The 16,920-nt window shown below is 70.3% G+C and carries 15 protein-coding genes and 1 tRNA gene; 12 read left to right on the plus strand and 4 right to left on the minus strand.

All coding sequences use genetic code 11. The annotated features are described in order from the left end of the window. Positions 1–60 precede the first annotated feature (60 nt). From OG408_RS16055 to OG408_RS16085, 7 genes are all read left to right on the plus strand, one after another. Positions 61–930 (plus strand): hypothetical protein, encoded by an 870-nt coding sequence (locus OG408_RS16055; RefSeq protein WP_285565028.1) that lies wholly within the window; start codon positions 61–63, stop codon positions 928–930. 11 nt (positions 931–941) lie between these two features. Then, positions 942–1,012: transfer RNA gene (locus OG408_RS16060), tRNA-Gln, on the plus strand. Positions 1,013–1,120: 108 nt separating this feature from the next. Next, positions 1,121–2,569 carry a bifunctional UDP-N-acetylglucosamine diphosphorylase/glucosamine-1-phosphate N-acetyltransferase GlmU gene (gene glmU, locus OG408_RS16065; protein ID WP_266779759.1) on the plus strand — a complete coding sequence of 483 codons (1,449 nt, stop codon included), beginning with the start codon at positions 1,121–1,123 and terminating at the stop codon, positions 2,567–2,569. Positions 2,570–2,689: 120 nt separating this feature from the next. After that, positions 2,690–3,664, plus strand: coding sequence for a ribose-phosphate diphosphokinase (locus OG408_RS16070; protein WP_024490433.1), 975 nt, complete (start codon positions 2,690–2,692; stop codon positions 3,662–3,664). Between the two features lie 210 nt (positions 3,665–3,874). Continuing rightward, positions 3,875–4,462 carry a 50S ribosomal protein L25/general stress protein Ctc gene (locus OG408_RS16075; protein ID WP_266779761.1) on the plus strand — a complete coding sequence of 196 codons (588 nt, stop codon included), beginning with the start codon at positions 3,875–3,877 and terminating at the stop codon, positions 4,460–4,462. A 108-nt stretch (positions 4,463–4,570) separates the two neighbouring features. Beyond that, a complete protein-coding gene (pth, locus tag OG408_RS16080; RefSeq protein ID WP_266779763.1) occupies positions 4,571–5,164 on the plus strand; it encodes an aminoacyl-tRNA hydrolase in 594 nt (197 codons plus the stop codon). Between the two features lie 75 nt (positions 5,165–5,239). Continuing rightward, positions 5,240–5,710: a hypothetical protein gene (locus OG408_RS16085; RefSeq protein WP_266779765.1), complete on the plus strand. Its 471-nt coding sequence runs from the start codon at positions 5,240–5,242 to the stop codon at positions 5,708–5,710. Positions 5,711–5,737: 27 nt separating this feature from the next. On the opposite strand, the gene ppc is transcribed toward OG408_RS16085, so the two are convergent. After that, positions 5,738–8,467 carry a phosphoenolpyruvate carboxylase gene (gene ppc, locus OG408_RS16090; RefSeq protein ID WP_326670471.1) on the minus strand — a complete coding sequence of 910 codons (2,730 nt, stop codon included), beginning with the start codon at positions 8,465–8,467 and terminating at the stop codon, positions 5,738–5,740. A gap of 343 nt (positions 8,468–8,810) precedes the next feature. Here ppc and OG408_RS16095 point away from each other — a divergent pair, with 343 nt between their 5' ends. From OG408_RS16095 to OG408_RS16110, 4 genes are all read left to right on the plus strand, one after another. Then, positions 8,811–9,791 carry an acyl-CoA desaturase gene (locus tag OG408_RS16095; RefSeq protein ID WP_266779769.1) on the plus strand — a complete coding sequence of 327 codons (981 nt, stop codon included), beginning with the start codon at positions 8,811–8,813 and terminating at the stop codon, positions 9,789–9,791. Further along, a complete protein-coding gene (locus OG408_RS16100) occupies positions 9,788–10,474 on the plus strand; it encodes a TetR/AcrR family transcriptional regulator (RefSeq protein WP_266779771.1) in 687 nt (228 codons plus the stop codon). The genes OG408_RS16095 and OG408_RS16100 overlap by 4 nt, the downstream gene beginning before the upstream one ends. Positions 10,475–10,764: 290 nt before the next feature. Beyond that, entirely contained in the window at positions 10,765–12,426 is a 1,662-nt protein-coding gene (locus OG408_RS16105; protein ID WP_326674549.1) for a VCBS repeat-containing protein, read from the plus strand. A gap of 83 nt (positions 12,427–12,509) precedes the next feature. Next, positions 12,510–14,243 carry an FG-GAP repeat domain-containing protein gene (locus tag OG408_RS16110; protein WP_326670474.1) on the plus strand — a complete coding sequence of 578 codons (1,734 nt, stop codon included), beginning with the start codon at positions 12,510–12,512 and terminating at the stop codon, positions 14,241–14,243. Between the two features lie 28 nt (positions 14,244–14,271). Here the strand turns inward: OG408_RS16110 and OG408_RS16115 are convergent, their stop codons facing one another. Both OG408_RS16115 and OG408_RS16120 read right to left on the minus strand, forming a co-directional pair. Next, a complete protein-coding gene (locus OG408_RS16115) occupies positions 14,272–14,655 on the minus strand; it encodes a VOC family protein (RefSeq protein ID WP_266779775.1) in 384 nt (127 codons plus the stop codon). After that, positions 14,655–15,452, minus strand: a complete 798-nt coding sequence (locus tag OG408_RS16120) for a trans-aconitate 2-methyltransferase (RefSeq protein WP_326670477.1) — start codon at positions 15,450–15,452, stop codon at positions 14,655–14,657. The genes OG408_RS16115 and OG408_RS16120 overlap by 1 nt, the downstream gene beginning before the upstream one ends. Before the next feature lie 89 nt (positions 15,453–15,541). On the opposite strand from OG408_RS16120, the gene OG408_RS16125 reads away from it, so the two are divergent. Next, positions 15,542–16,039, plus strand: a complete 498-nt coding sequence (locus OG408_RS16125; protein WP_266779779.1) for a MarR family winged helix-turn-helix transcriptional regulator — start codon at positions 15,542–15,544, stop codon at positions 16,037–16,039. On the opposite strand, the gene OG408_RS16130 is transcribed toward OG408_RS16125, so the two are convergent. Further along, positions 15,998–16,795 (minus strand): response regulator transcription factor, encoded by a 798-nt coding sequence (locus OG408_RS16130; RefSeq protein ID WP_266786217.1) that lies wholly within the window; start codon positions 16,793–16,795, stop codon positions 15,998–16,000. The two genes, OG408_RS16125 and OG408_RS16130, sit on opposite strands and share 42 nt — an antisense overlap. Positions 16,796–16,920: the final 125 nt, after the last annotated feature.

Below are 16,920 nucleotides of genomic sequence, written 5' to 3' on the forward strand. Positions count from 1 at the left end.
ATCCGGTGAGTGCGCACCGATCCCTCGGCGGACGTCCGCATTCCGGACGACGATCACCGTATGACGGATGAACTCATGAAATGCACCGACTTCGAGGCCCTGCGAGAGCAGGCCGTCGCCCTGCGCCGGGACGGCCTCAGCCGCCGCCAGATCCGCGATCGGCTCAAGGTCCACAACAACGTCCTCCTGAACCGCCTACTGGAGGGCGAGCCCGCACCGGAGTGGACGAAGCGCCCCAACGCCAAGGACGAACTGCGAGCCAGGGCGCGGGAGCTGCGGCAGGAGGGGATGACGTACGACCGGATCCAGGTGGAGCTGGGGTGCTCGAAGAGCTCGATCTCGCTGTGGGTGCGGGACCTCCCCAGGCCACCGCGGCGCAGCCGGGAGGAAGCCTCCGCCATCGCCCGGCGCGGCTGGGACGCAACACTGCACAGGCGCGAGACCGAGCGCCGACGGACGAGGGAGGCGGCCCGTCAGGAGACCGCCTCCCTGACCGACCGCGAGCTGTTCCTGGCAGGCGTGGCGCTCTACTGGGCGGAGGGGTCCAAATCCAAGCCCCACCGCCGGTCGGAGCGCGTCTCCTTCATCAACAGTGATCCCGATGTGATCGGGGTCTTCCTCGCCTGGCTGCGCCTGCTCGACGTCACGCCCGAGCGGCTCAAGTTCCATGTGAACATCCATGAGACCGCGGACGTCGCCGAAGCCGAACGCTTCTGGGTGGAGCACACGGGCGCCGACCGCTCACGGTTCGGCAAGACGACGCTGAAGAAGCACCGCCCCGCCACCGTCCGGAAGAACATCGGTGAAAACTACCGAGGTTGCCTTGCGATCCATGTACTACAAAGTGCTGATCTTTACCGTCGCATTGAGGGCTGGTGGTACGGCATAGTAGGTGCTGCACTTTCGCCCGAACCGAAAATTCGGACATAAAGACAAAACTATCCCGGGTCGTCTAAAGGCAGGACAAATGGTTTTGGTCCATTGAATGAGGGTTCGATTCCTTCCCCGGGAGCCCTTGTCGCGGGCCCCGACCTCACCGGTCGGGGCCCGCACTCATGTCCGGCTCGGCACCCCCCGGTATCCTGCGGATGTCCACCACCCGAAGCCGAAGGGCATATCCGTGAGCTCCGTACGCCCGGCAGCCGTCGTCGTCCTCGCAGCGGGTGAGGGCACCCGCATGAAGTCGAAGACCCCCAAGGTCCTGCACGAGATCTCCGGGCGTTCGCTCGTCGGACATGTCGTCGCGGCCTCCCGCGAGCTGGAACCGCAGCACCTCGTCGTGGTCGTCGGCCACGCGAGCGAGCAGGTCACCGCTCACCTCACCGCCGCGGACGCCCAGGTGCGCACCGCCTACCAGGCCGAGCAGAAGGGCACCGGGAACGCGGTGCGCGTCGCGCTCGACGAGCTGGGCGGGACCGTCGAGGGCACCGTGATCGTCGTCTGCGGCGACACCCCGCTGCTGTCCGGCGAGACGCTGTCCGCGCTCGCCGCCACCCACACCGCCGACGGCAACGCCGTCACCGTGCTGAGCGCCGAGGTCCCCGACTCCACCGGCTACGGCCGGATCGTGCGCGACGCGGCGACCGGCTCGGTCACCGAGATCGTCGAGCACAAGGACGCCACCGACGCGCAGCGCGCGATCCGGGAGATCAACTCCGGGGTGTTCGCGTTCGACGGGCAGCTGCTCACGGACGCGCTCGGCAAGGTCCGCACCGACAACAGCCAGGGCGAGGAGTACCTCACCGATGTGCTGTCGATCCTGCGCGAGGCGGGGCACCGGGTCGGCGCCTCGGTCGCCGGGGACCACCGGGAGATCCTCGGGATCAACAACCGGGTACAGCTGGCCGAGGCCCGCCGGCTGCTGAACCAGCGGCTGCTGGAGCGGGCGATGACCGCCGGGGTGACCGTCGTGGATCCGGCGTCGACGCTGATCGACGTGACCGTGACGTTCGAGCGGGACGCGATCGTGCACCCGGGTACGCAGCTGCTGGGTGCCACGCACCTCGCGGAGGACGCCGAGGTCGGCCCGAACACCCGGCTGACGGACACCGTCGTGCACGCGGGTGCGCGGGTGGACAACGCGGTGGCGTACAGCGCCGAGATCGGCCCGGGCGCCTCGGTCGGCCCGTTCGCGTATCTGCGGCCGGGGACGCGGATGGGCGCGAAGTCCAAGGCCGGTACGTACGTGGAGATGAAGAACGCGACGATCGGCGAGGGCACGAAGGTTCCCCACCTGTCGTACGTCGGCGACGCGACCATCGGCGACCACACCAACATCGGTGCCGCGAGCGTCTTCGTGAACTACGACGGCGTGGCCAAGCACCACACGACGATCGGCTCGCACTGCCGGACCGGTTCGGACAATATGTTTGTGGCGCCCGTCACGGTCGGGGACGGTGTCTACACCGCGGCCGGCTCGGTCATCACCAAGGACGTGCCCTCCGGTTCGCTGGCCGTGGCCCGTGGCCAGCAAAGGAATATCGAGGGTTGGGTGGCCCGGAAGCGTCCGGGCAGCGCGGCCGCGCAGGCGGCTCAGGCCGCGGTGGAGGACACCGCCGGCGAAAGCTGACCGGAAACAGGTGCGTCGCGCACGGCGTACCGTGATAGATGCTCACCCCATTTCGGCTGGCTCGTTGCACATCGGGACATCTGCGTGCAGCGCCAGGAACACGTCTGAGGAGACTGTGCTGTGACCGGGATCAAGACGACCGGCGAGAAGAAACTGATGTTCTTCTCCGGCCGCGCCCACCCCGAGCTGGCCGAGGAGGTTGCGCACCAGCTGGGTGTCGGCCTCGTGCCGACGAAGGCCTTCGATTTCGCCAACGGTGAGATCTACGTCCGCTTCCAGGAGTCCGCCCGCGGCGCCGACTGCTTCCTGATCCAGAGCCACACGGCTCCGATCAACAAGTGGATCATGGAGCAGCTCATCATGCTGGACGCGCTGAAGCGCGCGTCGGCCCGCTCCATCACGGTGATCGTGCCGTTCTACGGCTACGCCCGCCAGGACAAGAAGCACCGCGGTCGCGAGCCGATCTCGGCGCGGCTGATCGCGGACCTGATGAAGACGGCGGGTGCGGACCGCATCCTCACCGTCGACCTGCACACGGACCAGATCCAGGGCTTCTTCGACGGTCCGGTCGACCATCTCTTCGCGCTGCCGATCCTGGCCGACTACGTCGGCGCGAAGGTCGACCGCTCGAAGCTGACGATCGTCTCGCCGGACGCCGGCCGGGTCCGTGTCGCCGACCGCTGGTGCGACCGTCTGGACGCGCCGCTGGCGATCGTGCACAAGCGCCGCGACAAGGACGTCCCGAACCAGGTCAGCGTCCACGAGGTCGTGGGCAACGTCGAGGGCCGGGTCTGTGTCCTGGTCGACGACATGATCGACACGGGTGGCACGATCTGTGCCGCCGCGGACGCCCTGTTCGCGCACGGTGCCGAGGACGTCATAGTGACGGCGACGCACGGTGTGCTCTCGGGTCCGGCCGCGGACCGGCTGAAGAACTCGAAGGTCAGTGAGTTCGTGTTCACGGACACCCTGCCGACCCCGGGCGAGCTGGAGCTCGACAAGATCACGGTGCTGTCGATCGCGCCGACGATCGCGCGTGCGGTGCGCGAGGTCTTCGAGGACGGTTCGGTCACGAGCCTCTTCGAGGAGCAGTAGGCACTTCCCCGTAGGCCTCTCCCCTCCGGGGAAGGTCACGGAAGATCCACTTTGGGCGCGGCCTCCCCGCCGGGTAGACTCAGCGAGTTGCTCGGCGAGGGAGGCCGTACTCATAGGTACGGCGGTCCGTTATCGACGCGCTCTTCGTAGCAGGCCTGTCGTGGGCCGGGTGACCTTCCGCAGTTTTGTCACCTTACGAGGAGTGCAGTCATGGCCGAGATCAAGCTCAACGCCGCGGTCCGTTCGGAGTTCGGCAAGGGCGCTGCCCGTCGTACCCGTCGTGCCAACCTGGTTCCCGCGGTCGTCTACGGCCACGGCGCCGACGCGGTCCACATCACGCTGCCGGCCCACGAGCTGCAGCTCGCGCTCCGTACGGCCAACGTCCTCATCGGTCTCGAGATCGACGGCAAGGACGCCCTGGTCATCCCGAAGGCCGTGCAGCGCAACGCCCTCAAGGGCAACATCGAGCACGTCGACCTGCTGACCGTGAAGCGCGGCGAGAAGGTCGAGGTCGAGATCGCGGTGCACGTCGAGGGCGAGCTGGCCCCGGGCGGCAACCTGCTCGAGTACGTGCAGAACACCCTGCTCGTCGAGGCCGAGGCCACGCACATCCCCGAGTCCGTCACGGTCTCCATCGCGGGCCTGGACGCCGGCGCCTCCATCCTCGCCAAGGACATCCCGCTGCCCAAGGGCTCCGTGCTGGCCGGTGACGAGGACGCCGTCGTGCTCCAGGTCGTCACCGCTCAGGTCGAGGAGCCGACCGCCGAGGCCGCCGAGGCCGAGGGCGCCGACGCCTAGAGGGTTCGTCCCACCTGCTTGACTGACGGGGTGGCGGATCTCCGTACCGGAGGCCGCCGCCCCGTTCTGCTGTCCGCCACCCGCTCGTACCCGAGGAGACCCAGCGCGATGTCCGACGCCAATGACCCCTGGCTGATCGTGGGCCTGGGCAATCCCGGTCCCGAGTACGCGGCGAACCGGCACAACGTCGGTTTCATGGTCGCCGATCTGCTCGCGGAGCGGATCGGGGGGAAGTTCAAGCGGGCGCCGAAGGCGCAGGCGCAGGTGCTGGAGGGCCGGATCGGTCCGCCCGGTCCGTCGAGCCGCCGGGTGGTGGTGGCGAAGCCGATGTCGTACATGAACCTGTCGGGCGGTCCGGTCGCGGGGCTGCGCGATTTCTACAAGGTGCCGCTGGATCATGTCGTGGCCGTCCACGACGAGCTGGACATCGACTACGGGACGCTGCGGCTGAAGCTGGGCGGTGGCGACAACGGTCACAACGGGCTGAAGTCGATGACGAAGTCGATGGGTGCGGACTATCACCGGATCCGGTTCGGGATCGGGCGTCCGCCGGGCCGGATGCAGGTCGCGGACTTCGTGCTGAAGGACTTCTCGTCCACGGAGCGCAAGGAGCTGGCGTTCCTGGTGGACCGGGCGGCGGACTCGGTGGAGTGCCTGCTCGCGGAGGGTCTGGAGCGCGCGCAGGGCGCGTACAACTCCTGACATACGCGTCGGTAACCGGGCTGTTTTCGGCCACGGCTTGACCGACCGCAGGGCCCTGGCCAAGGATCGGCCACCATGAACCGCAGCTCCTCCCACCGTGCCCTGCAGTACGGCCGCAGCGCGGCGCTGGGCTGTGTCGTCCTGCTGCTGCTCGTCGCGGGTGTGCTGTCCTCGTGGGACTCGGCGCAGCACATCGTGCTGGCCAAGGGGCGTGAGCACGGCACGCTGACGGTCACGGGGTGCGGCGACGATGTCTGCACGGGGCCGTTCGCGGCGTCGGAGGATGCGCAGCCGCGGGCCCGGGTGTCGGTCGACAAGTCCGTGGCGGCCCGCAAGGGTGACCGGTTTCCCGTGGTGGTGAAGCCCGGGACGGCCGAGGTGGTGCGGACCGGGACGCCGGGTTTCCTGCATGCGTGGGTGCCGTTGGGCGGGGCGCTGCTGCTGGCCGCGCTGGTGATCGGCGGCGGTCTGCGGCTGACCCGGACCGCCTGGTTCACCGGGATCGCGGGTGGGGTCCTGCTCGTGGCGGCTTTCGTCGCCCTGTGAGCCGGACCCCGCCCGCGTCGGGGTGGGTCAGCCGGTGTTGCGCAGTCCGGCCGCGACACCGTTGACGGTGAGCAGCAGGGCCCGGGCGAGCAGCGGGTCGGCTTCCTCGCCGCGCTCGGCCGCCTGGCGCTGGCGGGCCAGCAGCGAGACCTGGAGGTAGGAGATCGGGTCCAGGTAGGCGTCGCGGATGGCGAAGGTCTGCTGGAGCACCGGGCTGGTGCCGAGCAGTTCGCTGTTGCCGGTGATCCGGAGGACCTCGCTGACGGTCAGCGCGTGCTCGGCCTCGATGACGTCGAAGACGTGCTTCAGCTCGTCGGGGACGAGGGTGTCGACGTAGTGCCGGGCGATGCGCAGGTCGGTCTTGGCGAGGGTCATCTCCACGTTGGAGAGGAAGTTCCGGAAGAAGTGCCAGTGCTCGTGCATCTCGTCGAGGACGGTGTCGAGACCGGCTTCGCGCAGGGCCTTGAGGCCGGAGCCGACGCCGAACCAGCCGGGCACGATCTGCCGGGACTGGGTCCAGCCGAACACCCACGGGATGGCGCGCAGTCCGTCGAGCGAGACGCCCGAGCCGGGGCGGCGGGAGGGCCGCGAGCCCAGGTGCAGGTCGGCGAGCTGGTCCACCGGGGTGGAGGCGAGGAAGTACGTCGGCAGGTCGGGGTCCTCGACCAGCTTGCGGTACGCGGCGTGCGCGGCGTCGGAGACGGTGTCCATGGCCGCGTCCCAGCGGGCCAGGGCCTCGTCCGACTGGCGGGGCGCGGTGTGCAGCGCGGAGGCCTGGAGGGTGGCCGCGACGGTCAGTTCCAGGTTCTCCCGGGCGAGCGCGGGGATGAGGTACTTGTCGGAGATGACCTCGCCCTGCTCGGTCACCTTGATCTCGCCCTCCAGGGTGCCCCAGGGCTGCGCGAGGATCGCGTCGTGCGAGGGGCCGCCGCCGCGGCCGACGGTGCCGCCGCGGCCGTGGAAGAGGCGCAGCCGCACGCCGTAGCGGTGGGCGACGTCGCGGAGCCGGCGCTGGGCGCGGTGGATCTCCCACTGGGAGGTGGTGATGCCGCCGAACTTGGAGGAGTCGGAGTAGCCGAGCATGACCTCCTGGACGTCGCCGCGGAGCGATACGAGGCGGCGGTAGGAGGGGTCGGCGAGCATCTCGTCGAGGATGACGTCGGCGGCCTTGAGCTCGTCGGTGGTCTCCAGGAGCGGGACGATGCCGATCTTGGCCCAGCCGCCGTGCAGGTCGAGGAGGCCTGCCTCGCGGGCGAGGACGGCGGCGGCGAAGACGTCGTCGGCGCCCTGGCACATCGAGATGATGTAGGACTCGATGACTTCGGGGCCGAAGCGCTCGAAGGCCTGGCTGATGGTGTGGAAGACGCCGAGGGTCTTCTCGCCCGCGGCGTCGAGCGGGGCCGGGGTCGGGGCGAGCGGCCGGCGGGAGCGGAGCTCCTTGGCGAGGAGCTTCTGCCGGTAGTCGCGCGGCATGTCGGCGTAGCGCCAGGACTCCTCGCCGAGGCGGTCGAAGAGCTGGCCGAGGGCGTGGTGGTGGGCGTCGGCGTGTTCGCGGACGTCCATGGTGGCGAGCTGGAGGCCGAAGGCGTTCAGCGTGCGGATGGTGCGGTCCATCCGGCCGTCGGCGACGATGCCGGCCTTGTGCTTGCGCAGCGAGGTCTGGATGAGGGCCAGGTCGGCGATGAGCTCGGCGGTGCCGAGGTAGTCGCAGCCGGGGCGGTGCGGGGTGCCGGAGGCGAGGCGCTCGCGGGTGTTGACGAGCTTCTGCCGGATGCAGGTGGCCTTGAGCCGGTAGGGCTCCTCGGCGTTCAGCCGCTTGTAGCGGGGGCTGATCTCGGGGAGCTGTTCCAGATCGGTCTGGAGGGAGGTGAGGAGCTCGTCGGTGGCTCCGGTGTAGCGGATGGAGTTGGAGAGGAGTCCGCGCAGCTGGTCGACGAGTTCGAGGGCGTCGGTGATGCCGTGCTCGTGCTGGAGGATCAGCACCTCCCAGGTGACGGCGGGCGTCACGTTGGGGTTGCCGTCGCGGTCGCCGCCGATCCAGGTGCCGAAGGTGAGCGGGCGGGTGCCGGCGGGCAGTTCGACGCCGACGCGCTCCAGCTCGGCGGCCAGGTCCTCCAGGACGTCGCCCACGGCGTTGGCGTGGAGTTCGTCGAGGTAGTAGATGGCGTTGCGGGCCTCGTCGGCGGGCTCCGGGCGGACCACGCGCAGCTCGTCGGTCTGCCAGATGAGGTCGATGTTCTCGGCGAGCCGGATGTCCTGGCGGCGCCGGTCGGCCTCGATGACCGGGGTCTCCAGGAGTGCGGCGATGCGGCGGAGCTTGTTGAGTACGGAGCGCCGCGCGGCTTCGGTGGGGTGCGCGGTGAAGACGGGCCGTACGTTGAGGTTCTTGACGGTGGCCCGCAGGTGCTCGGGGTCGGCGTCCTTGAGGCGGTCGGCGGTGCGGGCGAGGAGCCCGCCCTCGGCGGCGCGCCGGTCGCGCATCTCGTGGGCGCGGTGCACCTGCTCGGTGACGTTGGCGAGGTGGAAGTAGGTGGAGAAGGCGCGCACGAGCTGTGCGGCGGTCTCCAGGTCCGTGTCGCCGAGGAGTTCGGCGGCGGCCTCGCCGTCGGTGCGGGTCAGGGCGCGGACGCGCTCGACGAGGTCGAGGAGCTCCTGGCCTTCCTGGCGTACCAGGGTCTCGCCCAGCAGGTCACCGAGGCGGCGGATGTCGGCGCGCAGCTCGGGGCTGGCGGCAGGGGTCTTGTCGGCACTGCTCACAGTGTGCGGCTCCTTGCAGTGGTTGAGCACGGGATCCGGGGCCCGCGGCCGGCTGCGGTGCCGACGCGACCCCCCGGGTGGCAGGGTGCGGACCGCGCTGTCCGACCTCTCCAGGATAGGTGTCCGTGCTGTCGGTGCTGTTCGCGCCCCGACGGGTACCCGCTGTTCATGGGGGTACGTGATGGGTGCGCCGTGTGTCCCCCTACCCCGTATGGCGCCCGTCCGTGCCTGCTCCGCCGTCCTCTCGTGTGGCGGGCCTTCGCGCTGCCATACTTACGACGCCGTAGGTTACGGGTGCGTAGCCCCGACTGTCCGCTGCTTTCCTACCCACAGGGGACTCCCCATGAAGTCCAGCCCCGAAGTGATCGAGGCCGCACAGGCGGCCGACGGTCAGGATCTTCCCCTCGCCACGCTCGGCGGGGACAACAAGCGGTCGATCGAGCAGATCGCGCTCCTGCTGTTCATCGTCGTGCCGTTCGTGGCGCTGGTCGCGGCGGTGCCGCTGGCCTGGGGCCGCGGTGTGAGCTGGCTCGATGTGGGTCTGCTGGTGGCGATGTACTTCATCGGCTGCCATGGCATCACGATCGGTTTCCACCGCTACTTCACGCATGGTTCGTTCAAGGCGAAGCGTCCGCTCCGTATCGCCCTGGCCGTGGCGGGTTCGCTGGCCGTGGAGGGCCCGGTGGTCCGCTGGGTCGCCGATCACCGCAAGCATCACCGTTTCTCGGACGCCGAGGGCGACCCGCATTCGCCGTGGCGTTTCGGCGAGACGCTGCCGGCCCTGATGAAGGGCCTCTGGTGGGCGCACATCGCCTGGATGTTCGACGAGGAGAGGACGCCGCAGCAGAAGTACGCCCCCGATCTGATCCGGGACCCGGCGATCCGCTGGATCTCCCGCCACTTCCTCTCCTTCACGATCGTCTCGCTGGCCATTCCGCCGCTGGTGGGCGGTCTGGTCACGATGTCCTGGTGGGGTGCGGCGACCGCGTTCTTCTGGGGCTCGCTGGTGCGGGTGGCCCTGCTGCACCATGTGACCTGGTCGATCAACTCGATCTGTCACGCGGTCGGCAAGCGCCCGTTCAGGTCCCGCGACAAGTCGGGCAACGTGTGGTGGCTGGCGGTCCTGTCGTGCGGTGAGTCCTGGCACAACCTGCACCACGCCGACCCGACGAGTGCGCGGCACGGCGTGATGCGGGGTCAGATCGATTCGAGTGCGCGACTGATCCGGTGGTTCGAGAAGCTGGGCTGGGCGACCGATGTGCGCTGGCCCGACTCCGCGCGTATCGAGTCCCGGCGCCACCCCGCGCGGGCCGACGCGGCATGATTGACGACGTGGCGACCGATGGAAGCACAAGCAGCGAGAACACCCGTGCACCCTCTGCCCGGCGGACCCGCCGGGTGCGGATGACCGGGAAGGAACGCCGCGAGCAGCTGCTGGACATCGGTCGCACGCTCTTCGCCGACAAGGGGTTCGAGGGCACGTCCGTGGAGGAGATCGCGGCGCGTGCCGGGGTCTCCAAGCCGGTGGTGTACGAGCACTTCGGCGGCAAGGAGGGGCTGTACGCGGTGGTGGTGGACCGGGAGATGCGTCAGCTCCTGGAGATGGTGAACACCGCGCTGACCGCCGGCCATCCGCGTGAGCTGCTGGAGCAGGCGGCGTTCGCGCTGCTGGACTACATCGAGACGTATACGGACGGTTTCCGCATCCTGGTCCGTGACTCGCCGGTCGCCCAGTCGACGGGCACGTTCGCCTCGCTGATCAGTGACATCGCCACGCAGGTGGAGGACATCCTGGGTCTGGAGTTCAAGGCCCGGGGCTTCGACGCGAAGCTGGCGCCGCTGTACGCGCAGGCGCTGGTGGGCATGGTGGCTCTGACGGGCCAGTGGTGGGTGAACGCCCGCAAGCCGAAGAAGGCGGAGGTCGCGGCCCATCTGGTGAATCTGGCCTGGCACGGCCTGGAGAACCTGGAGTCGAAGCCGCGGCTGATAGGGCATCGCAAGAGCTGAGGGGAAGTGTCCGGATTGCGGCCCGGCGCATGTCCGACGTGTGTCCGATCCGAGACATCGTTCATCCATAAAGCACTTCAGTCCCGCTGGTCACAGTTGTAGAGTCTGTGACCATCCCGGGAATGCTTCACCCTGCATGTAATGCACCTGTGAAGGCGTTTCTCCCGGTTCCACCACTTACCCCTGGGGGGGCTTTGTCTTCTGTGGAACCCGGCCGTCGTGCCCTGCCCGCGCGCTCGAAGCGCGCGGGGCGGATCGCGGCCTGCACCGCCCTCGTCCTCTCGGCCGGCATGCTGCTGGCCGCTCCGGCCTCGGCCGATGACACCGCACCGCACCGCACCGCGGCCGAGCAGTCCGCACCGGCTCTCGGCTCGCTTCCGTCCCTCACGCTCCCTGAGCACCCGGCGCACAAGCCGGCCGCCAAGGGTGTCGCCGGCGCGGCGGCCGCGGTGGTGCCCGCCAAGCCGCGTCTCGACGTGGACGGCGACGGTTACAGCGACACCATGTACCGCGCGATCGACGGCAGTGTGTACGTCGAGCCGTCGACCGGCGCGGCCTCGCACGAGTACACGATCAACGGCGACTACGAGGAGCAGTACAAGGACCTCGTCGCCCCCGGCGACCTGGACGGCGGCGGCGGCCCCGAGTTCCTGGCGCTGTCCGCCACCGGCACGCTCTCGCTCTTCCAGAGCTGGGGCGACAGCAGCACCGGATACGCCACCTGGTCCGGCAAGGGCTGGCAGATCTACAACAAGCTGGTCGGCCCCGGCGACCTGAACGGCGACGGCCGCGGCGACCTGCTGGCCCGTACGCCTTCGGGCGAGCTGTACCTGTACGTCACCAACGGGGCGGTCGACAGCAACCCGTTCAAGTCCCGGATCAAGGTCGGCAGCGGCTGGGGCGCCTATGACCAGCTGGTCGGCGCGAACGACGTGACCGGCGACGGCATCGCGGACCTCTTCACCCGCACGCCCGCCGGTGAGCTCTACTTCTACGCCGGCACCGGCAGCACGGCCAAGCCGTTCGCGGGGCGCGTGAAGGTCGGCAACGGCTGGAACGGCTACAACCAGATCATCGGCGTCGACGACGCCAACGGCGACGGCCTCGGCGACCTCATCGCCCGGACGACGGCCGGCGCGATGTACTACTACGAGTCCACCGGGGCGGGCAGCTTCTTCACCCGTTCCGGCGGCGGCACCGGCTGGAACGTGGCGTCGCTGTTCATCGGGGCGGGCGGAAACCCGGACTTCGGCAAGAACGAGCTCCTCGGTCTCGACACCAAGGGCAGCCTGTACTGGTACTACCCGAAGAACAACGGTCTGTTCGCCGACCGGCAGTTCGTCGCCAAGGACTGGGGCGGGGCCAACATCACGTTCCCGTCGTCCCTCGACAAGGACGGCCGCGCCGAGCTGATGGAGCTGTACGCCGGCACGCTGTACATCGGCGGCTCCCCCATCGGCAACGGCTGGGGCGTCTACAACAGCCTCGTCGGCCCCGGTGACCTGAGCGGCGACGGCAAGGGCGACCTGCTGGCCCGCGACAAGTCCGGCAACCTCTACCTGTACCGGGGCAACGGCACGGGCAGCGCCTTCGCCTCCCGCATCAAGGTGGGCAGCGGCTGGAGCGCGTACAACAAGCTCGTCGGTGCCGGTGACTACAACGGCGACGGTCTCACCGACCTGCTCGCCCGCACCTCCGGCGGCACGCTCTACCTCTACCCGGGCACGGGCGTCGCGTCGAAGCCGTTCAAGTCCCGCGTCAGCATCGGCGGGGGCTGGAACACGTACAAGAAGCTGGCCGCGCCCGGCGACATCAACGGGGACGGCAAGGCCGACCTCGTGGGCGTCGACGGCAAGGGCGACCTCTACCGCTACACCTCGACCGGCACCGGCAAGTTCGGCGCCCGCGCGAGGATCGGCGGCGGCTGGGGCACGTACGCCAACCTGTACTGAGCCATGACCTGGCCGGGAGGCCCCGCCACGTACCTGGTTGCGTGGCGGGGCCTCCCGTCTTCATCACGTACCCCTGGGGGGCTATGACTTCCGTGCGCTCCACGCGTGCGCGCCGCATCGCGGCCTGCACGGCACTCGTTCTCTCGGCCGGCATGCTGCTGGCCGCCCCGGCCTCGGCCGATGACACCGCACCGCACCACACCGTGGCCGAGCGGCAGACGTCCTCGGCGGACCTGCGGCCGGCTCTGAACCTTCCGGAGCACACCGCACAACGGCAGGCTGCCGCCGCACCGGCCGCGAAGCCCCGTGCGGACTTCGACGACGACGGCTACTCCGACCTCGTCTACCGGAACTACGCGTCCGACCTCCGCACCTTGCCGAGCAGCTCGGACAAGGAGTACGGCTTCGAGATCCCCGGCAACGTCCCCTCGGCGTTCAAGGACATCATTCCCGTCGGCGACCAGACGGGGGACGGGTTCGCCGACCTCCTGACGCTGTCGCCGTACGGCTCGCTCACCTTCCGCGCGGGCATGTCGGGCGCCGGCACCGGCAACGCCGGCTGGACCGGCAAGGGCTGGCAGATCTACAACAAGGTCCTCTCGCCCGGTGACCTCACCGGCGACGGGCGCGCCGACCTGCTGGCCCGCACGCCCGCGGGCGAGCTGTACCTGTACCCGGCCACCGGCAACACGTCCACGGCGCCCTTCGGCGCCCGGGTCCTGGTCGGCAAGGGCTGGGGCACCTACGACCAGCTCATCGGGGCGAACGACGTCACCGGGGACGGCATCGCCGACCTCTACGGGCGCACCGTCTCCGGCGACCTGTACTTCTACCCGGGCACCGGCTCGGCCAAGGGCCCGTTCGAGGCCGCCACCCGGGTCGGTCACGGCTGGAAGATCTACAACCAGGTGATCGGCGCCGACGACCTGGACGGCGACGGCCGCGGCGACCTGCTCGCCCGCGCACTGAACGGCGACGTCTTCGTCTACCTCTCCACCGGCGACAGCGGCGAGCTCGCGGGCCGCGTCGCGGGCGGCACCGGCCTCAACACGGCCTCGCTCCTCGCCGGTGCGGGCGGCAGCCCGGACTTCGGGAAGAACGACCTGCTCGGACTCGACACCAAGGGCACGCTCTGGGCCTACTGGTCGCTGAACAACGGCAAGCTGGGCGCGCGCGACCAGCTGAGCGATGCCGGCGGATGGAAGGGCGCCAAGCCCTTCTACGCCTCCTCGCTGAACGAGAACGCCCTCGTCGACCTGATGGAGGTGTCCGGCGGCGGGCTCTACAACTACAGCTACGCACCGGGCACCCCGCCCCGCGTCAGCAGCGGCTGGGGCAGCTACAACCTCACGGTCGGCCCCGGCGACCTCACCGGCGACGGCAAGGGCGACCTGCTGACCCGCGACACGGGCGGCACGCTGTACCTCCACCCCGGCAACGGCACGGGCAGCGGCTTCGCCGCCCGGATCCGGATCGGCGGCGGCTGGAACGCGTACAACGTGATCGCCGGCGCCGGTGACTTCACCGGCGACGGCCTCACCGACCTGCTGGCCCGCACGTCCGACGGGGCGCTCAGGATGTACCGGGGCACGGGCGACAAGTACCGGCCGTTCCAGTCCCCGTTCACCGTGGGCCGGGGCTGGAACACGTACCAGAAGCTGGCCGCGCCCGGTGACCTCACCGGGGACGGCAAGGCCGACCTGGTCGGCGTCGACCGCAACGGCAGCCTCTACCTGTACGTCTCGAACGGCTCCGGTCAGTTCGCCGTCCCGGTCCGGCTCGGCGGCGGCTGGAACACGTACGGCATCCTGAACTGAGCCACGGCACGCGCCCGGCGGGGCCCCGTCACCGGTCTTCCGGGGACGGGGCCCCGTCCGGTTCCAGGAACTCCAGCCGGTTGCCCACCGGGTCGTGGCTGAAGAAGCGGCGGTGGCCCGGCAGGTCCGCGTCCCAGCGGACCTCGGCGCCGCGTTCCGTCAGCCGGGCCGCGTACGCCTCGATGCCGGTGACGCGCAGGCCGGGGTGGGCCTTGCGGGCCGGGCGGAAGTCCGCCTCGATGCCCAGGTGGAGCTGGACCGGGCCGGCCTGGAACCAGCAGCCGCCGCGGGCGGCCAGGACCGGGGGCTTGGCGATCTCCGTCATGCCGAGGATGTGGACGTAGTACGCGCGCAGCGCCTCCTCCGAGCCCTCGGGGGCGGCCAGCTGGACGTGGTCGACGGTAGCGATCATCACTTCTCCCGGTGGGTGACGGCGAAGATACGGCGGAACGGGAAGACCGTGCCTTGCGGGGCCGCGGGGTAGGCGGTGCGCAGCAGGTCGCGGTAGTCGGCGAGGAAGGCGTTCCGGGCCTCCTCGTCGTCGGCGAGGGCGGTGAGGACCGGGCGCAGTCCGGTGCCCTTCACCCAGTCCAGGACGGCGTCCTCGCCGGGCAGGAGGTGGAGGTAGGTGGTCTCCCAGACGTCGGCCGTGCGGCCGGGGCCGGTGAGGCGGTCCAGGTAGCCGGCGGGGCTCAGCACCGCGTCCGCGTGGCGCAGCAGGCCGCCCAGGCGGGGGCGCCAGCGCGGGGACTCGGCGAGTTCGCGCATCAGGGCGTGGCTGGGCTGGTCGAAGTTGTCCGGGACCTGGAGGGCGAAGGTGCCGCCGGGGGTGAGCGCGTCCAGCCAGTCGGGGAAGCGGTCGGCGTGGCCGGGGACCCACTGGAACAGGGCGTTGGAGATGATCAGGTCGTGCGGCTGCCCGGGGGTCCAGGTCGCGGCGTCGGCCTCGGCGAAGTCCAGCAGGGCGGTGGCGTGGGCGCGGGCCCGCTCCAGCATCTGCGGGGAGTTGTCGTAGCCGGTGATACGGGCCGTGGGCCAGCGTGCGGCGAGCAGGGCGGTCACGTTGCCCGCGCCGCAGCCCAGGTCGGCGATCCGGGGGGCGGGGTCGCCCGGCGGATCGGGGACGCGGGCCAGCAGGTCGTGGAAGGGGCGGGTGCGATGGTCCGCATGGCGCAGGTACTGCTGCGGATCCCAGGTGGGTGCGGTCATGTGCTCCAGGATCAACCCAGAAGTATCTTGATGTCAAGACACTTGAATTCAAGAGACTTCATGTCGACAGACCCTCTACACTGATCCACATGGAGGACGAGGTCGACCGACTGGTCGCTGCATGGCGCCGCGAGCGCCCCGACCTCGACGTGGAACCACTCGAGGTCCTCAGCCGCGTCTCCCGCCTGGCCCGTCACCTCGACCGGGCCCGCCGGATCGCCTTCGCCGAGCACCATCTGGAGCCGTGGGAGTTCGACGTCCTCACGTCGCTGCGCCGCGCCGGCGACCCGTACCAGCTCTCCCCCGGCCAGCTCCTCACCCAGACGCTGGTCACCTCGGGCACCATGACCAACCGCATCGACCGGCTGACCAAGAAGAACCTCGTCGAGCGGCTCCCCGACCCCAGCGACCGCCGCGGCGTGCTGGTCCGGCTCACCGCCGAGGGCCGCGACAAGGCCGACCAGTCGCTGGCCGGCCTGCTCGCCCAGGAGCGCGCCATCCTGGGCGAACTCTCCCGTCAGCAGCGGGGCGAACTGGCCGGTCTGCTACGCCAGCTGACCGCCCCGTTCGACAACATCCCCGGCTAGCGCCGGTACCTCCAGGTCGACCGGGCCGACGCCCGCCCGCCTCGCCAGCGCGACGGCGGCCAGCGTCGAGTGCACGCCCAGCTTCCCCAGCACGTTCTGCATGTGCGTACGCACCGTGTGCGGGGAGAGGAAGAGCCGCTCCGCGACCGCCTTGCGGCCCAGGCCCGCCACCATGCAGCGCAGCACCTCGCGCTCGCGCGGGGTCAGGGACTCGACGAGTTCCTCGCTCTCGGTGCGGTGCTTGCGGTCCGCCATCAGCTCCCGCAGCACACCGGTGAGCAGCGCGGCCGGCAGGTGCGTCTCGTCGCGCAGCACCCCGCGGATCACCGCGAGCAGCCGTTGCAGCGAGCTGTCCTTGGCGACCCAGCCGCAGGCGCCCGCCTGGAGCGCGAGCGCGGCCCGGCGCGGGTCGTCCTTCTCGGCGAGCACCACCGTGCGCACCGACGGCTGGCCCGAACGGACCCCGGCCACCAGGGAGATGCCGTCGACCAGGCCGTTCTCCCCGGTGTTCGGGGCGGGCACCGGCACCGGGCCCGCGGCCTGGCGGCCGTGCGGGCCCAGGATGCCCAGTTCGGCGTCGACGAGCATCACGTCGTAGCCGCGCCCCTCGGCCGCCGCGCGTTCCAGACAGCGCAGGGCGGCCGGGCCGCTGCCCGCCGCCGCCACGTCGACATCCGGTTCGGCGGCGAGCGCCGCGGCGAGCGACTCGGCGAAGATACGGTGGTCGTCGACCACGAGAACCCGGATACGGACCACAGGCACCCCCATGCTGTGCGTTCTGGGGCGCCCGAAGCGTGCAACCCCCGTCAGGGACGGACCGGCGCGGGTACGACGCCCGGAACGGGGAGTTGAACCGCAGTCCCACGGCCGCCGCCGTGCAC

Source organism: Streptomyces sp. NBC_01257 (assembly GCF_035917255.1).
Classification (GTDB): Bacteria; Actinomycetota; Actinomycetes; order Streptomycetales; family Streptomycetaceae; genus Streptomyces.